The following is a 20,554-nucleotide window of genomic DNA, read 5'->3' on the forward strand; positions in this document are numbered from 1 at the left end:
ATTGAAGCGGATCGGTTGTCAAAAGTGTTCCACTGCTTAGAACCCCATCGTGGCCGAAAGCATGACCGTACGTGGAGCGCCCACGCCAAGTGAGGTGTAGTGTGGGGTCGCCCAGTACGTTTTATTGGTCAAGTTTTTAATGTTAAGCCTCCAGATCAGGGACTGACCTGAGACGCTGGTGTCGTAACGTGCACCCATGTCGTACAGGGTGCGGCCTGACAGCGATATGAAGTTGTCGGAGTTGATGTACTGTTCCGATACAGAGGTAGTGTTCCCGGTCAACGTCAGACCCTGCAGTGCTGGAACATCCCATTCCACGCCTAGTTTTCCGGTCAGCTCGGGTATCCCTGGGGCCTGATTGCCCTGATTCACGCCGCCTGCCGTTTTTGTGAGCTCGGCATCGAGATACGCGATGCCGCCCATCAGGCGCAAGCGGTGCAGCGGGGAACCGAAGAAGCTCCACTCCGCCCCTCGGTTACGCTGTTCTCCGCCAGAGGAGAAAACATTAGTAACCGGGTCGGTATAACTGTTTGGTCGCTTGATTTGGTAGAGACTTAGGGTATGGGCAAAGTCCCCCAGATCGAACTTTAGACCGATTTCGTTCTGCTTGGTCTTGTAGGGTTCGAAAACTTCACCTGCATTCTCCGCCGTGGTTGGTGCCGTTGCTCCCTGGCTCAGGCCCTCTATGTAGTTGGCATAAACCGACAGGGCGTCCGTGGCTTTGAATATCACCGCAACTGCGGGTGTCACCGCGCTTTCGTCATAGCTGCTCAGCGGCATACCCGTGCTGGCCAGAGCGCTGTCCTGAACCACTTCCTGATGTCGAAGGCCCAGAGTCAGTTGCACTCGGTCTTCTGCAACGGACAGCGTGTCCGCTATGCCATAACTGGTCAGGCGCAGATCGGTTTGGGTAATGGGCTGGACGTTGAAGGGGGTATCACGTGGATCCCAGACCGGATTGTAGATATTTGTGATCCAGTCTTGATTAAGGACGCCCCGGCGGGCGTTTAGTTGGTAGTCTTCTTTATATCGCTGGGCATTGATCGCTACCTCATGGCCAATGTAGCCGGTTTGGAAGTGGCTCTGAAGGCCCGTCTCTACAGAAGTCCGCTTAGCCTCGTCGCCCACGTCACCCATGTTATTTCGATAGTCGCCGGCGTCGTTGATTACCTGGGCTACAGATGAGTTCGTCGCCCGAAATGTCGTCTCACTGGTGCCGATTGCGGCGTACACCATGACCTGATCGCTTACATCGATCTCGCCGCGTAGCATAGCGCCCTTATCTTTCGAGTGGTTGAATCCCCAGTCGGGGTTCAACAAGGTATCGGGCTCAGGTGGCCTGGGTAGTTTCACTCCCGGTGCAAGGGTGAGACCCCGGGTAGCACCATTGATCCGGTCTTCGCTCATATACAAATCGGCGGAAATCCGGGCTTGATCTCCGCGCCAGTCCAAGGCCAGCGAGGCCAATTGGACTTCCTTCTCTTGCTGGTTAACGGCGGTTTCGCCATCCCGATAGACGCCATTGAAGCGCACACCGAACTGATTCCTCTTGCCGAAACGTCGTCCCACATCGATATGACCGCCAAACTGTGAGTCAGACATATAAGTTGCTGTAAACTCGGTCATTGGTTCGTTTCCAGCTCGTTTGGGGACCAAGTTCACGGAGCCGCCTACGGACCCGTTTGGCGGCATGCCATTCAGTAGCGCTGAAGGCCCTTTCAAAACTTCAATGCGTTCAAACATCTCCGGCGAGCTCCGATAGTAGGGGGCAACGCCGAACATGCCGTCGAACGTAACGTCGCCGATGTCGGAACGGAAACCTCGAATGGAGTAGCTTTCGAGGTTCTCCCCGGTCACGCCACTACTGAATACCGACGGATCGGTTGCCGCAATTACATCAGTTACCGCTTGAGCCTGACTGTCCGCAATAAACTTCTCCGTGTAGCTGACACTATTGAATGGCGTCTCCATGAAGTCCTTTTCACCCAGCATTCCGGCACGGCTTCCGTTCGTTACCTGACCACCTGAGTAGGCTTCATTTGCGGAGACCGTGTTGCCCAAGACGTCAAGTTGGGGAAGTGATTCAATGCTTGAAGGCTCGGGAGCAGTGTTTTGAGCAGACGCCAGCGGTACATAGAAGGTCACTCCCCCCAGTGCCAACCCAAGAACAATAGCCATGGGTGTGTGGTACCTCGCGACAACAGAGGTAAGTTGGCGTGCCTCACTCGCCTGGGCAGGTAAACAGCTGCCGTTCAATGTGCTTTTCATGGGAAATTCCTGTCAGTAAGTTGTAATAAACTAGCCCTGATACCCTGCGATAACCTCATCGATCAGAATCTTCAGCGAGGTCACGCTGGCAGCGGTGATGTACCAAGCGTCGGCATCAACAAAAACCACCCGCCCGTTCTTCCATGCCTTGGTTTGACGTAATAATGGGTTACCCATTTGCTCGGCAGTCATGACTGGGCGGCGTTCCATAACCGCCGTGCGGTCGATGACATAGAGAATGTCCGGGTCGGCTTGATGGATAAATTCGCTGGAGACGGGTTGGCCGTGCAGGCTGGATGCATCTATGTTGCTGGCGGGTTTCACGCCAAGCGCATTGAAAATAAACCCGTAACGTGATCGAACGCCGAAGGAGCTGAAAGTGCCGTTGTTGTGCATCACGATTAGAGCGGTTTCCGGTCGACCGTTTGTGACCTGCCGTGCTTGTGCTACCTTCGCGTCGATTTCATCTATTTTTTGACCGGCGACATCGCTCTTGTCGAAGATGCGGCCAAGCGACCGAAGATGCTCTTTAACGGCGGTGATGTGACCATTTTTGCTGTCTCGGAAGTCGACATCGAAATGTAAGGTGGGTGCGAGCCCGGATAGTTCTTCATAGTGATTGGCCTGGATAGGCGTTATCAGTATCAGGTCGGGGTTGAGGGCATACACCTTTTCCATGTTTGGCTGAGTAATAGCTCCAAGATCTTGCACGTCTGGAGCCGATTTGTAGCGGGCAAGAAAATGCGGCACATAGTCTTTCACCATCCCGGCAATCGGTACGCCGAGCTGATCGAGAAAGTCCGCCTCATTCATATCAAGCACCGCCACCTGACGGGGGCGCTGAGTAATCACTGTGCGTCCAAGGCTGTGTTCAACAATGACCGGTTCATCAAGAGGCAGAGAGGCCTGTTGGTTATTCGATTTTTCCCCGCACCCTTGCAACCAAATAGCCGTCAGAATTGTCAGAGAAACTATTGCCCGATGTGTCTTTTTCCATCTCATTTCCATACTCCGGAACGGGGGGTGAAGTAGTCGCAAACGCAGCCGCGTTCGTTGCTCAGGATTTCAAAGTCCAAGTCATACAAGTCGTGCAAAAGTGCTTCGGTGATGGTCTCGCCGGATGGTCCATTGAACCGGATCTGCCCGCCTTTTAAGGCCAGAATGTGGTCTGAATAGTTGGCAGCGAAATTAATATCGTGGATCACGAGAACCACGGTGCGTCTCTGCTCGTCACACAGGCGGCGCAGCGCATGCATAATCTGCACAGCGTGCTTCATATCGAGGTTGTTCAACGGTTCGTCTAGCAATAACACGGGCGTCTGTTGTGCGATGGTCATCGCGAGGAAGGCCATCTGCCGTTGACCGCCGCTGATTTCGTCTATGTAAGCGTGACGAAGTGGTTCAAGCGAGAGGAACTCGATGGATTCGTCGATCACTCTACGGTCATTGTCATTGATGACACCGCGGCTATAGGGGAAGCGGCCGAAGGCAACAAGCTCCCCAACCGTCAGGCGCATATTGAAATCAGAGGATTGCCTTAGGGTGGCGACACGCTTGGCGTACTCGGATGTAGGTATGCCTTCGACGGGTTCACCGTCGAAAAGGATGTCCCCACTGCTAGGCTCAGAAAGGCGCGCCATGAGCATCAGCAAAGTCGACTTACCGGCACCATTTGGCCCGATCACGGAGGTTACGCACCCGGGTGGAAAGCCGGCACTGACTGCAGACAGGACCGTCTTGGCGCCGTATGCCTTAGAGAGATTCTGGACAGTGATCATAGGGTGCCTCGAACTCGGACCGTCAACAGAAGGAAGTAGGCGCCACACACCAGATTGACTAGGATGCTGACGGTGGTTTTGTAGTTAAAGACGTGCTCGACCAGAAACTGGGCAACGAGGAAGATTGCGATGGCGATGGCGCAGCCGATTGGCAAGGTCAGGCGGTGCCTTCGGCTAGCTGCCAGCGCGTACGCAATATTGGCGACAAATATTCCCAGAAATGCCGTGGGGCCGATCAGGCTGGTCGAAACGGCGACCAGAATAGCGATTAGCGCAAGGTAGAGGCCCACGAGTCTGGAGTGATTAACGCCCAAAGACATCGCCTGATCACGTCCTAGCGCGAGGACGTCAAGCTCTGGTAGATATTTGCGGCCAATCACACACACCGCAGTAACCGCGACCAAAGAGTAGAGGAGGGTAGCGGGCTGGGCTCGGTTGAAAGAGGCGTAACTCAAGCCCTGAAACACTGCGAATTCACCAGGGCTGATCCGAAGCTGAACAAACTGTGTGAGAGTGCTAATGACCATTGTCAGCACCAGCCCGACGAGCAACAGACGGTAAACGTCATTGTTGCCGTTACCCAACAGCCATCGGTGGATGACCCAAGAGTAGAGCAGCACCAGAATTGATGAGATAAAGAAGTTCCCACCCAAACCGATGGCCACCAGCCCTTGCGTACCGAGAACAAGTAGCAGCATTGACTGCCACATCAGGTATACGGCCTCATAGCCCATGATCGCCGGAGTGAGGATTCGATTGTTAACGAGGGTCTGGAAGATAATTGACGAAAGCGCTACACAGATTCCGCCGACAATAATGGCTGCTAGCCGTATCAGACGCTTGGGAATAATGTACTCGAAATTAAGCCCTGAGCCTGCGAATACGAACGCCAGCGCCAATGCAATGACCGCCAAGAAAATGATCCACAGCGCGCCTTTGCCCTTCATTGTTTTTCTCCCCGTAGAATCAACACGAGGAATACCGCACCGCCTATGAATCCGGCGGTTAGACCAATGGGAACCTCAAAGGGAAAGATCAGCAGGCGGCCAACGATGTCGCAGGCCAATAGAAGTGCTGCGCCACCCACTGCAACCAGCGGAAGCGTATGCTTAAGGTTATCACCGTAGTGCAGAACCACCAGATTGGGCACCACCAGCCCAACAAAGTAAATTGCCCCCACGGTGATCACCGTAACGGAGACAGTGATCGCTACCAGCAGCAGCCCCAGCGTCGCGGTCGCTGCATAGCCCAACCCCAAACTGGTCGCCATGTCCTCACCCATCCCCAGAACGGTAAACCGGTGGGCATAGAGGTATGCCAGAACAGCAATAGGTAGAATGAGATAGATGACTTCGTATTGGCCCTGAACCACTCTGGAGAAGTCCCCCATCAGCCAACCTTGCATGCTCTGCAAGATGTTCTGCTGGTATGCATAAAACTCGGCGACCGCGCTGAGAACGCTGCCGTACATGAGACCAATTACTGGAACAAGCGCGGTATTCCTGAACTGGATACGTCTTATCACTGCGACATAAAGAAGGCTTGTGACAAAACAGAACCCGAGCGCGAACAGCATCTGACTGAACTTCCCCATCGCTGGCATCAGCGTTAACGAGACCAGAACCCCAAGTTTTGCGGCATCCAGCCCCCCAGAGGTGCCCGGCTCGACAAACCTGTTGCGAACAATGTGTTGAAGAATAACGCCACATACCGCCAAACCGACACCGGTTAGGATGAGCGCTGCCATACGTGGCAGGCGACTGGCTGTCAGCGTTAGCCAAGTATCCCCTGACAGGAGCACTACCTGAGACCACTCCATTTGCCGCGCACCAATCAGCAGAGACCCAACGCAAAGCGCGACAAACAGACAAGCCATTCTCATACGAGTGGCGCCTGATATTTGGCTGCCACATGCAGCTTTGATGGGCTGTTGTTCACTCTGAGCAGGAGTGCTCATGAAAAACCTTGATGGATGGTAATGATAATTAGTCGCAACACAATAAATAAAAATTTATATAGTTGCAACTGTATAAACTAATTTGACGTGAGCTTTGTAACGCGGTTTCATGGATGCCCCAGTCGACCAAGGAGCAAACATGGCACAGTCGCAAAATACCCCCGCCCGCGGTCGCCCCCCGGTTATCACCCGAGAACGAATAGCGAATGCGGGCATAGAGATGGGCCTGCCGAATATCACCTTTGTTGGCCTTTCGGCCTCATTGGGTGTCAGTCACATGGCGCTTTACAAGCACGTTCCCAGCCTTAAAGAACTTAAGCGACTGGTTGCCGAGGAGATCTTTCAACGATGGGAGATTCCGAAAGTTTGCGGTACGGGGAAGGATGGCCTGAAGGATCATCTGGTGGCGCTCGTCACATCTTTGCAAGATTTAGTAAAGTCCAACCCGGGCCTTCCGCCTTACCTGCTAAGAAGGTCAGCTTCAACGCCGCAAATCACCGCAAAAATCGGCGAGCACCACAAGCAAGTCGCCGATGTATATGGAATTCCCGAGAACCGCGCGCGCTGGATAGTCGCCACCGTTGCATTCCATTGCATCGCGGTAGCTGACACGATCTATTCCGCAGCAGAGAATGATTCGGGCTTAGAATTGGGCCATGTGGCTGATGAGGCTGAAGTTGAGGCGGAGTTTTCTCAAGGTATGAACGCCCTTATTGTCGGGGCACTGTTTATTCTGAATAAAGACCATGACAGGGGTTCATGATGGCGTACCGTGATAGAGGGTTTTGTTCAGGGCTTTGGTGAGTTAGTTCGTGATCAATTTAGGGTGCGGTTATCGCCGCTAGTGTCCTGTATGTGCCAAACATGATTAGTTGTGGTATCCCTTGGAAGGCCAGCTTTTAACTTGTCATCACCACAGAGGATGATTACCATTTGAATGGGAAACAGACCTGCCACGGAACTTGGATGTAAAGGCGGGATTTAAAACGGAATTTCTAAAGGGATTTATTATGAGCACAGCAGCTTTTGCGACCAGCTATACCCAGAACTTCGATACTTTGCTGTATCGAGTCAGGTCCGGGGACAGTCTCTCCAAGATTCTTTATCGGTACCACGCAGGCCTGAACGATGAGCAGCTTTCACTACTGATTCAGCAAGTGCAGGCCGACAATCCTTCGATTATCAATCCTGACCTGATAAAACCTGACCAATTAATCCGCCTGAAAATTCCCCAGCAGTACTGCGCTGCCCCTAGGCCCAACCACCACTTGCTGACCGTACGTACAGACAATCAATATTGGGTGCCTGAGCTGGAGCGTACCTGGAACCGAAGTACCCGCGAAGAACGTGATTTAATGTCTACTCTGCTGCCAGCCTTGATTGGTCTGGGAAGTGCAAAAATGTCGATGATAGACACCACTTTTTCTACCAATGCACCGCTTATGCGGGAAATGGTAACCAACCATGAAAACTACAAGGCCGGTGAGAAAACTAAAGGTCAGTACGACTATCAGCGGCGAAAGCTGGTTGCTCAGTTGACCACCAACCTTGGGCCCACCAACTTGATACTGAATGGCACACAAAGGCCTACAGAGGTGCTTCGTATATCCAGAAGCAAGGGTGTCACACCCACAATAAACATCAAAGCGTCGATCAAGAAGATGCAAGGCGCGGCGTCGCACGCCAAAACAGGCGGCATCTTACTGACTGGGGTAAGTCTAGGTTTGGCCTGCAACCAAATTGCCAACGCCCGAACACAGCGGGATAAAAACGATATCTTGGTGGAAACCGCAGGTGGAGTATTTGGAGGGCTTGTTTTCTCGCTCGGTGCGTCGCTTGTTCTACTTGCTATGACTACTCCTGTTGGCTGGGTTGGCGGTCTGGTTATCGGTTTTGGCGGTGTTGCAGCGGGATATGCTGGAGGTAGAACGGGTGTAGCACTCTATAATCTCAGTGGTGCGAAGGTCGATATTGTTTCGAAAGTAGGCGTCGGAACTCTCTGCTCTGTTGCACAAAAACATGGGCGAAAATCCTTACTTTCCGACGCCTCGTTGTCCATACTTTGAGCCGGAGAGCATTGCTGTGAGTGTTATTGATTTACTCTTTTACATTTACTTCGGCATCATGGGTGTTGGCTTACTGGTGATGCTTGTACTAATCCCCCTCTGGGCTGCACTCCATCACATCCTGCCGTCAAAACTGGACCCTATTTTGTTTCAAAGGCCTTTTTTTAAATCTTCGGAATTACTGAATTACCGGGTTTTCCCGTTGAGCCTTTTCCGCTCACTGAATTACGTTTATTTGATCGCATTGCCAACTTTTGCCAAGAAGAAACGCTTTAAAGGCTTCAACGAACCGCTTCCGGTGGGGTTGTCGACTATCATAATGTGCAAGCTACATGCTGCTTTATGCATATTACTTTTTTTGATGGGCGTCCCCTACTTACTCATCAGTATCTGGGGGCTATTTGCTCTCTAAGCTGTAGTTCTCAATCCGGAGATGATGCCGAGGTTTTCAAGTTCTCTGCTTTCGGCTTTGTAGGTTTCGAAATATGGAAGGTGCTGACCCCAAATTTATCGTTTTCCTCTCTATCATGCTGGCAGGTGGAGCTTTTAGCGCAGTCTATTATCCCCTATGGGGCATTCTTCACAAGGTGCTTCCACGACGGCTTGATGCGCAGCTATTTCGAAAGCCATTTTTTAACGATGTGGAGCTCATCAACTACCAAGCCTTTCCATTTAGTCTTGTGAAAACCCTGAACTACAGCTATCTGATCGCAATACCTAGCATGGCGAAACGTAAGCGCTTCAAAAAACTCGATAAAAGGGTAAAAGTAAATCCTGCTATCAGAATCGCATGCATTATTCACATCTGGTCGGCCCTTTTGGGAACGGTAATCTTCTTTGCTATGTTTGGATATGGAGGGGGACTGTACTTTTTTTATACATGACTCGGAGTTGTATTGTGTGTACCACACAAGTTTATAGTTCTGGCGATGTTTTTTATACGCTACTTTTCCTGTAATTGGAGCTGCTGACGCCAATGATTGGAGAGCATGCTGACTTTGTGTTTTTTATCGCTCTATCCGCCTGCATACTTATTTTAGGCTTGTTGTACTTCCCTCTTTGGGCTGCCTTGCACAAATACCTGACACCCAGCTTGGACGACTTATTGTTCAGGGAACCCTGGTTTCAGAAGGCTGAACTCACTAATTACAGATTTTTCCCGCTGAGTTTGCTTAGATCCTTGAACTATATCTACTTGATTGGTTGCCCCAGGATGGCCAAGAGAAAACGCTTCAAGGGGTTGGAAGCTGTGATCCCTGTTGGGAAAGCCGTTGTTATACTCTGCAGGGCGCAGATGTTTATGGCTTTTTTCGGGCTCGGTTTGGCCGTTGTCTACTTTGGTTACGGCGGGATCATGGCGGTTTTCGTTCTTTGAGAGTTGACGTTCGGCATCATGAGGTCTGTTTGCCCTCTAATCTGAAGTAATATCCGGCAATCCAAAGCATAGCTGTAAGCAGTGTTGCGACGACAATAGCTGGCCCCACGGGTACATCGGAAACCACGGAATAGGCGATCGCGACTAAATGGCCGGTGATTGCACAAATCGCCGCGATAATTGGCGGTTTATCTTGAACAGAACCCACGATCAACGGTGTGATGATTAGGGTCGCGAACACGACGTAAATACCGGCGAGCGACACCGAGTAAGTGACTGAAATTGCGAAAACAGGCATGAAGGCAGCACCGGAAAACCAAGCTGGCAGCTTCCAGCTGAGTAGCCATACAAACGCTGTCAGTATCCCTGTTGCGATGATGAGCTCCCAGCTCGCCCATAGTAGATCTCCCGCGGCCGCCCTCTGCAGGGCTTGAGCGCCGTGAGGGTCACCACCAACCATCAATACTGCCAGACTAGCTCCTAGTACATAGAGAATGCCAATCCACGCCTCTTTGACCGCGCCGAGAAACTTAAAAATCAGTTGTACGGCTATGGCTGCGAGTAGGGCAAACAGCAAACTGCTTATCGACGCCCCTGCAAGTGTATGGTCTGGCAGGAAATACAATCCCGCCAGAGTTCCCAGCGCCGCCCACTGAGCAATCGCAAGATCCGCAAAAATGACTCCTCGAGCAATCACCTGATACCCCAGTGGTACGAGTAGCAGGCAGAGAAGTGCGCTGCCGAGCACCGGTAGGAGCATCCACTCAAAGGCTCCCATTAGCAACCTCTGGCATGGCACTTTCAAGGCGGTTGATAATTTCAGAAATCAGCTCAGCTAAAGTGTCCGTTTTTGAGTCGTCAGTAACGGTTCCCGGTAGTACCAGAATGGGTTTTCGTGTTTGAGTCGACAGCCATTGCGCAGGCTTTTGGTTCTGGTGACTGGCAATCAAAATCGCTGCCGCATCTTCTAACCTCGGATCTGCTAATAGCTGATTCAGGTGGCTGGCGCTTGGGGGCAGACCGGGTTTCGGTTCCAGATCCATGGTTGCGTCTATGCCAAGCCATCTTAATAGATAGCCGAACCCGGTGTGCTGGATGACAAGGGAGCGCCCCTGCAAGGCTTTTGCTCTTTCTTGCCAATTTGCACGGTGGAAGTTCCAGTTAACGCGCCATTTTATATAACGCGCAAAGATATCAGCTGAGTTGTCTGGCCTCATTGCGCCAAGGCGCTCAGCCAGCGCCTTGGCGATGTTCGGTAGTTGGTCCGGCGAGAGATGCACATGGGGATTCCCCTCGGGATGTACATCTCCCATGCTGCGATCTACGTGATCATGGGGAGCAAACAATTGAGCGTGATCTGCAGCAAAGAACAGCCCGGGTTGGCCTGGCTGAATGTCTGTATTGCCGGCTCTCTGAAGCAGTGCCGGCAACCAGCCCGCTTCCAGTGAAGCTCCCGTACACACAGCTATATCGGCCCGACTCATGGCTGCGATCAGGCTGGGTCTTGCTTCAATGTAATGGGGGTCCTGCAGATAGCTTGTGGCCGTTGTGAAGTGAGCGTCTGGCATGAATGTTCGGGCTAGAGCAGTCCATTCGGGCTCACAAGCAAACACATGAAAGTCTGCTCGGGCGGGTAGAGACATCAGCCCGGTCAATACAGCGGTGATGAACAATGGTAAGTAGCGCATATCAGTACCCATGAGCCCCGTGTGCGCCGAGCGACACTACATATTGCAGCGCCACGGTATTATCCGCGTTGCTGAATCCGGTTGCCGACTGATGAGTGTATTGGAGCCTGAGTGTCGAAAAATGTGAACGCGACCAGGCCAACATGACATCCGTTTCTTTAAGGCGTTGGCTGTGGAAGTGATCACCGTGCGCCTCACGCAGATCCACTTCGCCATACCGGATACCCGCCGACCACTGCGGGGCGAATTGGTGAACGCCAGACACGTACCAACCTTCGTGATAGTCATCGGAAGTCGCGAATTTGTTCAGATCATCGGCATAGAGGTATTCCGCGCTGAGTGTGAGCTGTTGTTCGCGGGTGTTGCCGTTTGGTGACCATTTCCACACGGCATCAGCAATGTAGAGATTTTTACCGCTGTAGGAAGCGCCATGACTGTGATCGTGCCCATGTTCGTGATCATGGTCATGGTCATGGCCGTGGTCGTCTTCGTCCACGCTGATCTGACGGTTATGCAGATAGGACAGCCCTGCCTGCCAGCTTTGGGCGGCAGAAAGGTCGCCTCCTACTCGGGTATTCAGGGTATAGACACCGATATCTTCGGTCCCTTCCGAAAGTTGATCGCCACTGAATGCCTCGGCGCCTATTTGCCAGTAAAACGGAGTGGGTAGCAGAGCATTTATGCGCAGGCCGGTATCGTAATAGTGGCTTCCCAGCAGCGCTCGGTAAGCGGCTGGTCGCTCCATGAAATCATCTTCATGCATATGTCGGCCATTGAGATAACCTACCTGAGAAAGGAAGCGGCCTGCTCGTACGTTCAGCCCAAGAGGTAAGCCGTTGGTTTGCAGGTAAGCCTCTTCAATTAGAACCTCGCTCTCGCCATCATGTTCTTCGAAAACGGTGGTTAACCGCCCCGAGAATAGATCGTCGATGGGAGAGGAGAGTGAGAGCTCTGTATGCCCTAAGCCAAATCCTTGTGCTCGGTGAGATAGCGCGGTGTCATTCTGCTTGTAGTGTCCATCCAGAGTAAGGCTTACGTCTGGGTTGAGCTCGTTTGCACTGGCACCGCTTGTGAGCAGTGCTAGTGATAAGGCGGTAAAAGGTACAATGCGATTTAACATGGGTGCTCCAACGGCAACGCAACAAGGCAAGCCAGTGATCACCGGCCTGCCTTGTGAGGTTCAGAATGGGTTAGTGCGAGTGTTCTTCGTTGTGCTCCCCATTTGTCAGGCCCAGCCAGACAACGGAAGATGCGTTAAAACCTAGGTCGATGCTGCGGACAACATCACCATCAGCCATATCCACCTCAATCACGGTTTGATTGTGCAGTACGAACACGTGTTCTTGAGCCGCCGATACAGTCACCGCCAAGGTATCTTCCTCGCTGGGCGCGTCCATCAGTTGAACGGTTTTGAACAATGTCCAGTTATCGGCGGGGTTGAATAGCCGTAGGCTGCCGTCGTTACCAAGTACATAAAACACCTCACCGTGAGTCGTAAATCCTTGGGTGAGTCGGGCTACGTCTGGGCCAATGTCCAGCTCTTGGTAAATAGTCGCTTCTGACTCTGGATCGATGATAAAGAGTCGGTCTCCTGCAATACCCACCAGCTCTTCAACGTCGTGATTGCCGACGAGGGTTCCAATGCGTGCGCCTGTTTCAAGGCTGTCAGGGTTAGCCAATTTGGTAGCTGGATAGCCAGCTTCGTGGAGGTCGATCACTAGCACACCGTCACCGCACCCAAACCCGAGACTATGCGCGTTCGCGGCGGCACCGTGAAGCTTCGGGCAGGCCTCGTCGTACCGAGTCTCGAAACCGAAACTGGAGCCGTCAAAATGATAACGCTCGACTGCCGCTGGGAGTGTGGTATCTGTAATGCCACTATCACGGTAGGTCACGAATAGGTGGTCGCCAATCAGTTTGGCAACACCGTGCATGTTGTTTTCAAGATCGAGACTGGCGAGAGTGGAGCTGTTCCCCAAGGACGCGTCAGAAAAAACAGTCACTTTTGAACGGGCAGCAGAACCACCGTCAAAGAAGACGACACCGTAAGGCTCGCCCAAAGTGTAGTGAGTGGGCTTGTGGTCATTCAGCGTCAAGGGCAGCATGGTCGGGGCTTCGGCATAGTCGTGCAGATGATCGCCGTGATCCTCTGTATAAAGCCCGCCATCAAAGAACGACACTCGATCTCCTTCACGCTGGATAGCGACTGCATACCGATGATCGGGCGATGAATAGAGGCGTGGGGGTTCACCGTCCATAGTCATGGACGTAAGTACTTCTCCATCGTCCAAGTTCAAGAACTTCAGAGCTGACGCATCGGTATCAAACAGGGCCAGGCGCCCGCCGGTATCGATGTCTGTGTCGTTGTGCGCCTCGTCTGAACTGCTTCCGCCACAGGCGGTTAGTAATGTTGCAGAGGCCAGCGTCGCGATAGTCGCCAAGCGGCGAAGAGCAGAGGGGAGCGGTCGGGGTTGGTAAATCATAAAGTCTCCGATTACATGTTATAACGTTGCATTATTGACATTAAAGCGAGCTCATCCTGATTCGTGACGAGGAGTGGTACCCTGTCAGTCGCAGATACTCGCGAACGGGTTTGGTCTAAAAACGAGGTGCTTCTTAATAGTCTTAAATGTTATGTTATAACATAATTAGTGTAAAGCAGAGTTTATCTGATAACGAAGGATCAGTAGATGGCAGAAAATCCGACGCGCATCCCCACTCACTTAGTGCTTGGTTTTCTCGGTGCTGGAAAAACCACGGCAATTCTCAATCTGTTAAAACAGAAGCCCGAAGGCGAACGCTGGGCGGTGTTGGTTAATGAATTCGGTGAGGTGGGTATTGATGGAGCCTTTTTGTCTAATCAGGGCGTGGCGGTTAAAGAGGTGCCTGGTGGCTGTATGTGCTGCATTTCCGGGTTGCCTATGCAGATAGGGCTTAACAGTTTGATCAGCTTTGCACGCCCTGATCGGCTGTTTATCGAACCAACTGGGTTGGGCCACCCGGCTCAGGTGATCGAAACGCTAACGGGCGAGTTTTACAAAGATGTTGTGAGTCTTTCCACATCCGTTTGCTTGGTTGATCCGCGCAGGTTGGAAGACAAACGTGTGCTTGCTAGCCGACAATTCCATGACCAAGTGGCTGTGGCCGATGTGTTGGTGGCGAGCAAAGCAGATCTTTGTACGGCTAATCAGTTGGATCAATTTGATATCTGGGCAAACACTTGGCAACCCCCAAAGCAGCGCATTGGGCAGATCAGTGGCGGTGAACTTCCGCTAGATTGGCTAGCAGGTAGTTCAGGCAACTTGCCTCCACATTATCCTGAAAGTCATCACTATCATCATAGTAAAGCTTCGGCTGAAAAACCTTCGCTGGCGGATGAGCCCTGGCAGTCATACTTCAATCAGGGCGAAGGTTATAACAGCATGGGCTGGCGGGTTCATGAAGACCTAGTGTTTGATCCAGTCGCGTTGCAAAGCTTGGCCTCCAGTGCGGAGTTTGAGCGCTTCAAAGGGGTGGCCCGTACGACCAGAGGCTGGTGGATGTTTAATGCCGTGGAGGGTGCATTAACGCTGCTAGACGCGGAGCCGACCGATGAGTCCCGGCTCGAGATTATCAGCCGAAAACTGGAGCCAGCGCAGCTGGATCATCAGCTTCGCGCTGCTTTAGCGGGAGAGACCGGAGCCGCGCTGTAACACCTATCTGCCTCGTTGAGTTTCACTAGGTATCGGAATAACATGTTATAACATATCATTAATCCTAGAAAGGTAGAGAAATGCTCTCCAGAAAACGAGTGACACTGTCCATCGTCTCAGTACTCATCAGTGCGCCCCTAATGGCCGCTGATAATCCCGGTTCACACCTGCATGGGCAGGCTAATCTCCAGCTTGCGGTCAACGATAATCAAATTGATTTACTGTTCATGTCACCCGCCGATAACCTCCTTGGGTTCGAGCATGAACCGCGTACGACGGAACAACAACAGAGGTCAGGCAGTGTTACCGATTGGCTGAAGACGACACCGTTGATCAACTCCGCCGAATCAACCTGTACAGTGCAGGCTGCGGAAGTTCAGCATCAAAGTCACGATGATGGGCACGCCCATGGTGGTCAGCAGCATCACGCTGATATCGAAGCTACTCAGGTTCTGGTGTGCCCCGGTCTAAAAAAAGCAGGGTCTCTAATAACGCCTATTACCGTTCGCTTCTCAGGAGTGGAACATCTCAACATCGAATGGGTCGGCCCAGATGGACAGGGCGCAACCCGCTTGGAGTATGGGGAGCAGACCTTCAAACTCGGGCGCTGAGCCTATTCTGTATAGGGTTCAACGGCCTTGGCAACCATGGAGTAAGATGAGGTGCCAACGGCGGTTTCGGTGTGATCAATCACCAGAGTACCTTCAACCCACACTGGGTCGTACAAGGCTTCAAGCTTAAACCCCTGTTTGTATTTTATGTGGATAATTTGGTTGGGCGGCGGAGGCGGAACGTGTATGCAAGCGCCATAATAGGGCACCAGAAAGAACTCTAATATGCGCATGTCTTTGGTTGTTTTCAGAGGCACGACAAAACCGGGGATTCTGCTTTCAATATTGCTCATTTCCGGAACAACCCGACCGGTCATGATTTCGTCTGGCAATAGGGGCGGCCCATCACCCTCATGCTCCAATTCTGGCATGTTTTCCAGCAGCGCCAGATCCTCAGCGGGCATGAGCTCTAGCCAGTCGATTTCACGCGGTTCTGAGCGTGCTTGCATAGAAATGCTCAGTAATAAAATTAGAAAAGCTGGTACGAGAGCCTTTGTAGGGCCTTGAAAAGAGTGGAGCATTGCAAACTTCCCCGGAAAACATGCAGCCGTTTAAGCGGTTGCGGATAAGATAAAGGCATAATACACGGAGCCGTTAACGATCAACATGAACAGCCAGTTATTATCCAGCGCAGATGGATCTATCGATAAGCCTGCAGCAATTGAAACCTCAAATCTTACGTTTTGCTGGGATCGTCTTCAGCCGACGCTAAGATTCCCTGACCTCAACGTACCCCGAGGCGAGCACCTCTTTTTATATGGCCCAAGCGGGACCGGAAAAAGTACGCTCTTAAGCCTCTTGGCTGGAATGTTTTCACCAGCCAGTGGCGTGGTCAAATTGTTAGGCACCGAATTCCACACGTCAGGTGCAGGCAAGCGCGATCGTTTTCGAGCGGATCATATCGGTGTGGTTTTCCAGCAATTCAACCTTGTGCCTTACCTCACCGCCGAAGCCAATGTGACTCTGCCCTGTAAACTTTCATCTCGACGTAAATCCGCAACTGGGGAAAGCCCAACACTGGCGGCACAACGGCTATTGTCTGCTTTGGCTATTCCAGAGAGCCATTGGCAACGTAAGGTTACCCAGCTGAGCATTGGTCAGCAGCAACGCATTGCCGCTGCACGGGCGCTCATTGGCGCTCCGGAGATTATTTTGGCTGATGAGCCTACATCCGCACTGGATAGCGATAACCGTGACCGCTTCATCAACCTGCTATTGGCATTGGCGAGTGAGCGCAACACATCCGTGGTGTTTGTTAGCCATGACAGATCGCTTGCCCAGTATTTTCATCATCAGGTTGAACTCGGTCAGGTGCCAGCATGAAGATTCGTCTCGCATTGTCTCTGGCAACAGCAAGCCTTTGGTACAGGCGTAAGGTGCTGGCGCTGGTGTGTCTCACGCTTACTCTTAGCGTCACGCTGTTACTCGGCGTCCAGTACTTGCGTACTGAAGTGAAGCAGTCGTTTACCAGCACCATCAGTGATACCGATCTGATTATCGGCGCTCGAAGTGGCCAGCTCAACCTGCTGCTGTACACGGTGTTTCATATGGGTGATGCCACCAACAACATCCGATGGTCTACGTATCAGGAACTCAAAAAAGACAAACGCATTGACTGGTTGATTCCCATTTCACTGGGTGACAGTTATAAGGGGTTCCGGGTTGTAGGCACAGACAGCGGGTTTGGGAAGCATTTCCAGTTTGGTCGGGGGCAACATCTAACGCTGGCCGAGGGCCAATGGTTTAGCGGGATTTTCGATGTGGTGCTGGGCGCAGGCGTTGCCAAAACCTTGAACCATGGCATTAACGATAAGATCGTACTTTCCCATGGCGGCGGGCGCACCAGCTTCTCGAACCACAAAGACACCCCCTTCACGGTAACCGGCATTCTTGAGGCCACGGGCACGCCGGTGGATCAGGCGGTCTACATCAGCCTTCAAGGAATGGAAGCTATACACGTAGGATGGGAGTCGGGTGTTGCTATTCCAGGGCGCACACTCACGCCTGAACAGGCGCAAGGCCGGGATTTTACACCCAACGCCATTACTGCCGTTTTTGCCGGGCTGGATCGTAAGATCCTGACATTCCGCGTGCAGCGCGATCTTAATCAGTACACTGAAGAGCCACTCTCTGCCATCTTGCCAGGTGTCGCTCTGAGCGAACTATGGCGCTTGATGAGCCAGTTTGAACGGGCACTGCTTGGCATAACCGGTTTCGTAGTGGTTACCAGCCTGATCGGGTTGATTGCGGTGCTGCTCACATTGCAAGCGCAACGAGCGCATGAGATTGCCATCCTGCGCGCGACCGGAGCTTCCCCCAGCCTGATCGCCAGCCTTTACATCATCGAATGCCTGGCTCTTGCAATGGTAGCCTGCCTGATCTCACTTGCGCTGGGCACTCTCGCGATTTCGATGTTTGGCCCTTGGCTTCTGACGAATTACGGAGTCCAAATACAACTTCGCCCCTTGTACCTTGAAGAATGGGCTCTTCTGGCATCCGTGCCGCTGGCCGCTCTGCTGGTGGCGCTAGCTCCGGCATTAAGCACCTGGCAGCAAAGCCGCTCGCAAGGGTTCGGAAGCTCCGGCGAGTCGTGACGAAAGTTTCGCCGGAAAGTTGAAAACGACGGGCCGCCACGGATGGCACGCCTGTACATTGCCCCGGCTGAACCTTCAAGCGCACTTTTGAGCCACGGTTGTACCTCGTCTTCATTAGGGCCACGATGAGGCTCCAGAAGCTTCATTACATCAGAATCGAGCAGCATCGTTGTGACACCCGCTCCGATGACAACCCCCGGCCGTGCGAGGTGCCAGGCTTGATCGCTACTTTTGAATCCGGTAAGAATGGGTGGATAACCGATCTAGATGCTCCTGATATCAACAGGCCTGTGCACTCATAATCGATTATCAAATACACAAGTGACCAATTAATCTGTCCTGATTTTGCCGCCGCTTGGCGTTTTCAGTACGTCGCTCCTTCAAAAGGAAGAATTATGTGGCTATAATCCGTTTAAGGAACTTTGGCTACTCGGAGCAGGCATGTCCCAGATCGACACAGCAACAAAAATTATTCAGTTTATTCACCATTACAGCGGCCCCGAGCTCTTCGAAGAGCTACCAATCTTGATCAATGAAGCGTTCAAATTAGCTGACGAAGACAGTCGTGGGCGAATTAGGCACTGTGAACTAAGGCAAAGTCGCAAACGCAGCCAAGATCGCTATTTCTACGTTCAGGATGCAGTGTGCAACGCCCAGTCAGGTTGGCAACCTTCAACCCAGGTTACAAACAATGAAGGAGAGTCATACACGGAGTTGGAAACTGCCAACATGCTGGCAACCATTCACGTCCCGTCGAGGTTCAATGGTAAGATCCGCCGCGCCAAGTACAGAGACAAAAATGCTCGCCACAATATTGGTATTTGTGAACAACTGGTTTTTCAGTTAGATGCAAAACATACGCCAGAGAAAACGAAGAATTTCGAGAAGCTCAATTTGCTAATCGTTGCGCAGGCTCCGTCTCCTGAGCAGCAACAGGATAGGCCTACTCATATCCAAATACTTGTGCCTCATGAGAACAACAAAGGATACCATTTGCGAATTGGCATTGATGAACTACTGGCTGGTTTCGCGACAGCCCAGCCACCCGTTGAGTCTGAGGATCAGGCTTGGCCGAAGCTACGTAAGCAAATGCGCCAAGCGGAAAGTGATGAAAGTAATGAACAGAATGATTAAGAGGTGCATACGATCATGAGATCCGGAATTCAAGGCTTCCAGTCACTGCGGCTACAGCAACTTCGTGCTAGCGCAGCAATGACGCAGGCTGAGCTTGCCGACCTCGTTCAATGCGCCAAAGGCAATATCTCTAAATGGGAACAGGGCAAAAGTAGCCCAGAAATCAGTAGTTTTCAAAAAATTTGTAAAGTCTTCGGCGTATCTGAAGCGTGGCTGCTGGAAGCACCGATAGCTAGTCGCAAAACGCAACCCAGCTTCTTTAGGGCACAAAACCAGACTCCAAAAGCTTCAAGAGAGGTTGCCAGAATTCGATTGGATTGGGCTGAGGAGATTTCTTACAAATTACAGGAGAGCCTAGAGTTTCCATTTCTCAATGTGCCGGAGCACAGGGGTGACTTCAGAGCGCTGACGGACTATGAGATAGAGGGTTTAGCTACCGAGTGCCGCCAACTTTGGAAGCTCGGCCAGACACCTGTTGATAATTTGATTAATACCATGGAAAGCAATGGCATCGTAGTCACTCGTGGTAGCTTGGGTTTCGCTAAAATGGATGGAGTATCACGCTGGTCACAGGTGGATGCCCGTCCTTATGCCTTTCTTTGTATGGATAAAGCCAATGGCTTTAGAACGCGATTTGATTCTGCACACGAGCTAGGTCATATAGTGCTTCATAAAGCAGTTACTGATGCAGACTACCAGAAACACTATCACCTATTAGAAAGACAAGCACACCGCTTTGCTAGTGCTATTTTATTACCTGCGGCCTCATTTTCTCGGGATGTGCAGTATCCAACCCTGGAAACCTTTCTGGTACTCAAACCAAAATGGAAGGCATCTGCTGCAGCAATGATTCGCCGCTGTCAGGATTTGGAAATCATAGGCGAAGATACGGCCTTACGGTTGTGGAAAGCACGTTCGGCCCGTGGGTGGGTACAACGTGAACCACTTGATGAAACGTTAGTGTCTGAAGAGCCTAAACTGCTCGAGCGTAGTGTCAAAATGTTGGTTGAGAATAAAATCTTGAATAAAAATACCTTACGGCAAGTCTTGGGAATGCCTGCAGGTATTATAGAAGAGCTTTGTAACCTCCCCAAAGGTTATTTTGAGCAAGACGACACTAGCAACGTCATTGAACTGCGCTTGAGATCGAATGCTCAGCAACGCTCGAACTCGCAACACAGTAACGGTGGTCGAGTGATTCCTCTCGAGCGAAAGTAGGAACGGAACGGGTTTGGAGGCTTGCCTTGGGGATATAGCTTAGCGTGAAAAAAGTGAAAAGTTACCATCTTTATTAGCATGAAAAACACACCGGAAGGGAAGGTGGTACCTTTCAGTTTGCATATTCCGGCCCATCATGAACACCCATTCCGGGCCAACGTGAACACCTACTC

20 protein-coding genes are annotated in these 20,554 nt (G+C 51.8%); 10 read left to right on the forward strand and 10 right to left on the reverse strand.

Annotated elements, in window-relative coordinates; genetic code table 11:
• Nucleotides 1-36 precede the first annotated feature (36 nt).
• From ACTH3S_RS06520 to ACTH3S_RS06540, 5 genes are read right to left on the reverse strand one after another with little or no spacing between them, the layout of a single operon-like run.
• Nucleotides 37-2,268 (reverse strand): TonB-dependent receptor, encoded by a 2,232-nt coding sequence (locus tag ACTH3S_RS06520; protein WP_441808209.1) that lies wholly within the window; start codon nt 2,266-2,268, stop codon nt 37-39.
• Between the two features lie 30 nt (nt 2,269-2,298).
• Nucleotides 2,299-3,276, reverse strand: coding sequence for a siderophore ABC transporter substrate-binding protein (locus ACTH3S_RS06525; protein WP_441808210.1), 978 nt, complete (start codon nt 3,274-3,276; stop codon nt 2,299-2,301).
• Nucleotides 3,267-4,046, reverse strand: coding sequence for an iron ABC transporter ATP-binding protein (locus tag ACTH3S_RS06530; RefSeq protein ID WP_441808211.1), 780 nt, complete (start codon nt 4,044-4,046; stop codon nt 3,267-3,269). The genes ACTH3S_RS06525 and ACTH3S_RS06530 overlap by 10 nt, the downstream gene beginning before the upstream one ends.
• Nucleotides 4,043-4,993, reverse strand: coding sequence for an iron chelate uptake ABC transporter family permease subunit (locus ACTH3S_RS06535; RefSeq protein WP_441808212.1), 951 nt, complete (start codon nt 4,991-4,993; stop codon nt 4,043-4,045). The genes ACTH3S_RS06530 and ACTH3S_RS06535 overlap by 4 nt, the downstream gene beginning before the upstream one ends.
• On the reverse strand, nt 4,990-5,928 hold the full coding sequence (locus tag ACTH3S_RS06540) for an ABC transporter permease (RefSeq protein WP_441808213.1): 939 nt from the start codon (nt 5,926-5,928) through the stop codon (nt 4,990-4,992). Before ACTH3S_RS06540 ends, ACTH3S_RS06535 begins: the two co-directional genes overlap by 4 nt.
• Before the next feature lie 214 nt (nt 5,929-6,142).
• Between ACTH3S_RS06540 and ACTH3S_RS06545 the strand changes: the two genes are divergently transcribed.
• The 4 genes from ACTH3S_RS06545 to ACTH3S_RS06560 all read left to right on the forward strand — a co-directional run bounded on the left by ACTH3S_RS06545 (nt 6,143) and on the right by ACTH3S_RS06560 (nt 8,953).
• Complete coding sequence (locus ACTH3S_RS06545; protein ID WP_441808214.1) at nt 6,143-6,766, forward strand: TetR/AcrR family transcriptional regulator; 624 nt, start codon at nt 6,143-6,145, stop codon at nt 6,764-6,766.
• A gap of 247 nt (nt 6,767-7,013) precedes the next feature.
• Entirely contained in the window at nt 7,014-8,069 is a 1,056-nt protein-coding gene (locus tag ACTH3S_RS06550) for a LysM peptidoglycan-binding domain-containing protein (protein WP_441808215.1), read from the forward strand.
• Between the two features lie 16 nt (nt 8,070-8,085).
• Nucleotides 8,086-8,481: a hypothetical protein gene (locus ACTH3S_RS06555; RefSeq protein ID WP_417520269.1), complete on the forward strand. Its 396-nt coding sequence runs from the start codon at nt 8,086-8,088 to the stop codon at nt 8,479-8,481.
• Nucleotides 8,482-8,554: 73 nt separating this feature from the next.
• Nucleotides 8,555-8,953, forward strand: coding sequence for a hypothetical protein (locus tag ACTH3S_RS06560; RefSeq protein ID WP_441808216.1), 399 nt, complete (start codon nt 8,555-8,557; stop codon nt 8,951-8,953).
• A 507-nt stretch (nt 8,954-9,460) separates the two neighbouring features.
• Here ACTH3S_RS06560 and ACTH3S_RS06565 read toward each other — a convergent pair.
• From ACTH3S_RS06565 to ACTH3S_RS06580, 4 genes are all read right to left on the reverse strand, one after another.
• On the reverse strand, nt 9,461-10,222 hold the full coding sequence (locus ACTH3S_RS06565; RefSeq protein WP_441808217.1) for an ABC transporter: 762 nt from the start codon (nt 10,220-10,222) through the stop codon (nt 9,461-9,463).
• The gene (locus tag ACTH3S_RS06570; protein ID WP_441808218.1) at nt 10,209-11,144 is read right to left on the reverse strand and encodes a metal ABC transporter solute-binding protein, Zn/Mn family; all 936 of its coding nucleotides are present in this window, start codon (nt 11,142-11,144) and stop codon (nt 10,209-10,211) included. Before ACTH3S_RS06570 ends, ACTH3S_RS06565 begins: the two co-directional genes overlap by 14 nt.
• A complete protein-coding gene (locus ACTH3S_RS06575) occupies nt 11,134-12,252 on the reverse strand; it encodes a hypothetical protein (RefSeq protein WP_441808219.1) in 1,119 nt (372 codons plus the stop codon). The genes ACTH3S_RS06570 and ACTH3S_RS06575 overlap by 11 nt, the downstream gene beginning before the upstream one ends.
• A gap of 70 nt (nt 12,253-12,322) precedes the next feature.
• On the reverse strand, nt 12,323-13,615 hold the full coding sequence (locus ACTH3S_RS06580) for a hypothetical protein (protein ID WP_441808220.1): 1,293 nt from the start codon (nt 13,613-13,615) through the stop codon (nt 12,323-12,325).
• A gap of 207 nt (nt 13,616-13,822) precedes the next feature.
• On the opposite strand from ACTH3S_RS06580, the gene ACTH3S_RS06585 reads away from it, so the two are divergent.
• Complete coding sequence (locus ACTH3S_RS06585) at nt 13,823-14,824, forward strand: CobW family GTP-binding protein (RefSeq protein WP_441808221.1); 1,002 nt, start codon at nt 13,823-13,825, stop codon at nt 14,822-14,824.
• 98 nt (nt 14,825-14,922) lie between these two features.
• A complete protein-coding gene (locus ACTH3S_RS06590) occupies nt 14,923-15,435 on the forward strand; it encodes a ZrgA family zinc uptake protein (protein ID WP_441808222.1) in 513 nt (170 codons plus the stop codon).
• Nucleotides 15,436-15,437: 2 nt separating this feature from the next.
• Here ACTH3S_RS06590 and ACTH3S_RS06595 read toward each other — a convergent pair whose 3' ends face one another.
• Nucleotides 15,438-15,884, reverse strand: a complete 447-nt coding sequence (locus tag ACTH3S_RS06595) for a DUF3299 domain-containing protein (protein ID WP_441808223.1) — start codon at nt 15,882-15,884, stop codon at nt 15,438-15,440.
• Between the two features lie 157 nt (nt 15,885-16,041).
• Here ACTH3S_RS06595 and ACTH3S_RS06600 point away from each other — a divergent pair, with 157 nt between their 5' ends.
• The 4 genes from ACTH3S_RS06600 to ACTH3S_RS06615 all read left to right on the forward strand — a co-directional run bounded on the left by ACTH3S_RS06600 (nt 16,042) and on the right by ACTH3S_RS06615 (nt 20,381).
• Complete coding sequence (locus tag ACTH3S_RS06600; RefSeq protein WP_441808224.1) at nt 16,042-16,758, forward strand: ABC transporter ATP-binding protein; 717 nt, start codon at nt 16,042-16,044, stop codon at nt 16,756-16,758.
• Nucleotides 16,755-18,029: an ABC transporter permease gene (locus tag ACTH3S_RS06605; protein ID WP_441808225.1), complete on the forward strand. Its 1,275-nt coding sequence runs from the start codon at nt 16,755-16,757 to the stop codon at nt 18,027-18,029. Before ACTH3S_RS06600 ends, ACTH3S_RS06605 begins: the two co-directional genes overlap by 4 nt.
• Before the next feature lie 345 nt (nt 18,030-18,374).
• Nucleotides 18,375-19,163, forward strand: a complete 789-nt coding sequence (locus tag ACTH3S_RS06610) for a hypothetical protein (protein ID WP_441808226.1) — start codon at nt 18,375-18,377, stop codon at nt 19,161-19,163.
• 15 nt (nt 19,164-19,178) lie between these two features.
• Nucleotides 19,179-20,381 carry a helix-turn-helix domain-containing protein gene (locus ACTH3S_RS06615; RefSeq protein WP_441808227.1) on the forward strand — a complete coding sequence of 401 codons (1,203 nt, stop codon included), beginning with the start codon at nt 19,179-19,181 and terminating at the stop codon, nt 20,379-20,381.
• The last annotated feature ends 173 nt before the right edge of the window (nt 20,382-20,554 follow it).

It is taken from the genome of Marinobacter sp. (assembly GCF_052094685.1).
Classification (GTDB): domain Bacteria; phylum Pseudomonadota; class Gammaproteobacteria; order Pseudomonadales; family Oleiphilaceae; genus Marinobacter.

Coding starts and splice junctions, on each gene's coding strand:
- ACTH3S_RS06520 (WP_441808209.1), bottom strand. CDS start 2,268: ATGAAAAGCACATTGAACGGCAGCTGTTTACCTGCCCAGGCGAGTGAG.
- ACTH3S_RS06525 (WP_441808210.1), bottom strand. CDS start 3,276: ATGGAAATGAGATGGAAAAAGACACATCGGGCAATAGTTTCTCTGACA.
- ACTH3S_RS06530 (WP_441808211.1), bottom strand. CDS start 4,046: ATGATCACTGTCCAGAATCTCTCTAAGGCATACGGCGCCAAGACGGTC.
- ACTH3S_RS06535 (WP_441808212.1), bottom strand. CDS start 4,993: ATGAAGGGCAAAGGCGCGCTGTGGATCATTTTCTTGGCGGTCATTGCA.
- ACTH3S_RS06540 (WP_441808213.1), bottom strand. CDS start 5,928: ATGAGAATGGCTTGTCTGTTTGTCGCGCTTTGCGTTGGGTCTCTGCTG.
- ACTH3S_RS06545 (WP_441808214.1), top strand. CDS start 6,143: ATGGCACAGTCGCAAAATACCCCCGCCCGCGGTCGCCCCCCGGTTATC.
- ACTH3S_RS06550 (WP_441808215.1), top strand. CDS start 7,014: ATGAGCACAGCAGCTTTTGCGACCAGCTATACCCAGAACTTCGATACT.
- ACTH3S_RS06560 (WP_441808216.1), top strand. CDS start 8,555: ATGGAAGGTGCTGACCCCAAATTTATCGTTTTCCTCTCTATCATGCTG.
- ACTH3S_RS06565 (WP_441808217.1), bottom strand. CDS start 10,222: ATGGGAGCCTTTGAGTGGATGCTCCTACCGGTGCTCGGCAGCGCACTT.
- ACTH3S_RS06570 (WP_441808218.1), bottom strand. CDS start 11,144: ATGGGTACTGATATGCGCTACTTACCATTGTTCATCACCGCTGTATTG.
- ACTH3S_RS06575 (WP_441808219.1), bottom strand. CDS start 12,252: ATGTTAAATCGCATTGTACCTTTTACCGCCTTATCACTAGCACTGCTC.
- ACTH3S_RS06580 (WP_441808220.1), bottom strand. CDS start 13,615: ATGATTTACCAACCCCGACCGCTCCCCTCTGCTCTTCGCCGCTTGGCG.
- ACTH3S_RS06585 (WP_441808221.1), top strand. CDS start 13,823: ATGGCAGAAAATCCGACGCGCATCCCCACTCACTTAGTGCTTGGTTTT.
- ACTH3S_RS06595 (WP_441808223.1), bottom strand. CDS start 15,884: ATGCAAGCACGCTCAGAACCGCGTGAAATCGACTGGCTAGAGCTCATG.
- ACTH3S_RS06600 (WP_441808224.1), top strand. CDS start 16,042: ATGAACAGCCAGTTATTATCCAGCGCAGATGGATCTATCGATAAGCCT.
- ACTH3S_RS06605 (WP_441808225.1), top strand. CDS start 16,755: ATGAAGATTCGTCTCGCATTGTCTCTGGCAACAGCAAGCCTTTGGTAC.
- ACTH3S_RS06615 (WP_441808227.1), top strand. CDS start 19,179: ATGAGATCCGGAATTCAAGGCTTCCAGTCACTGCGGCTACAGCAACTT.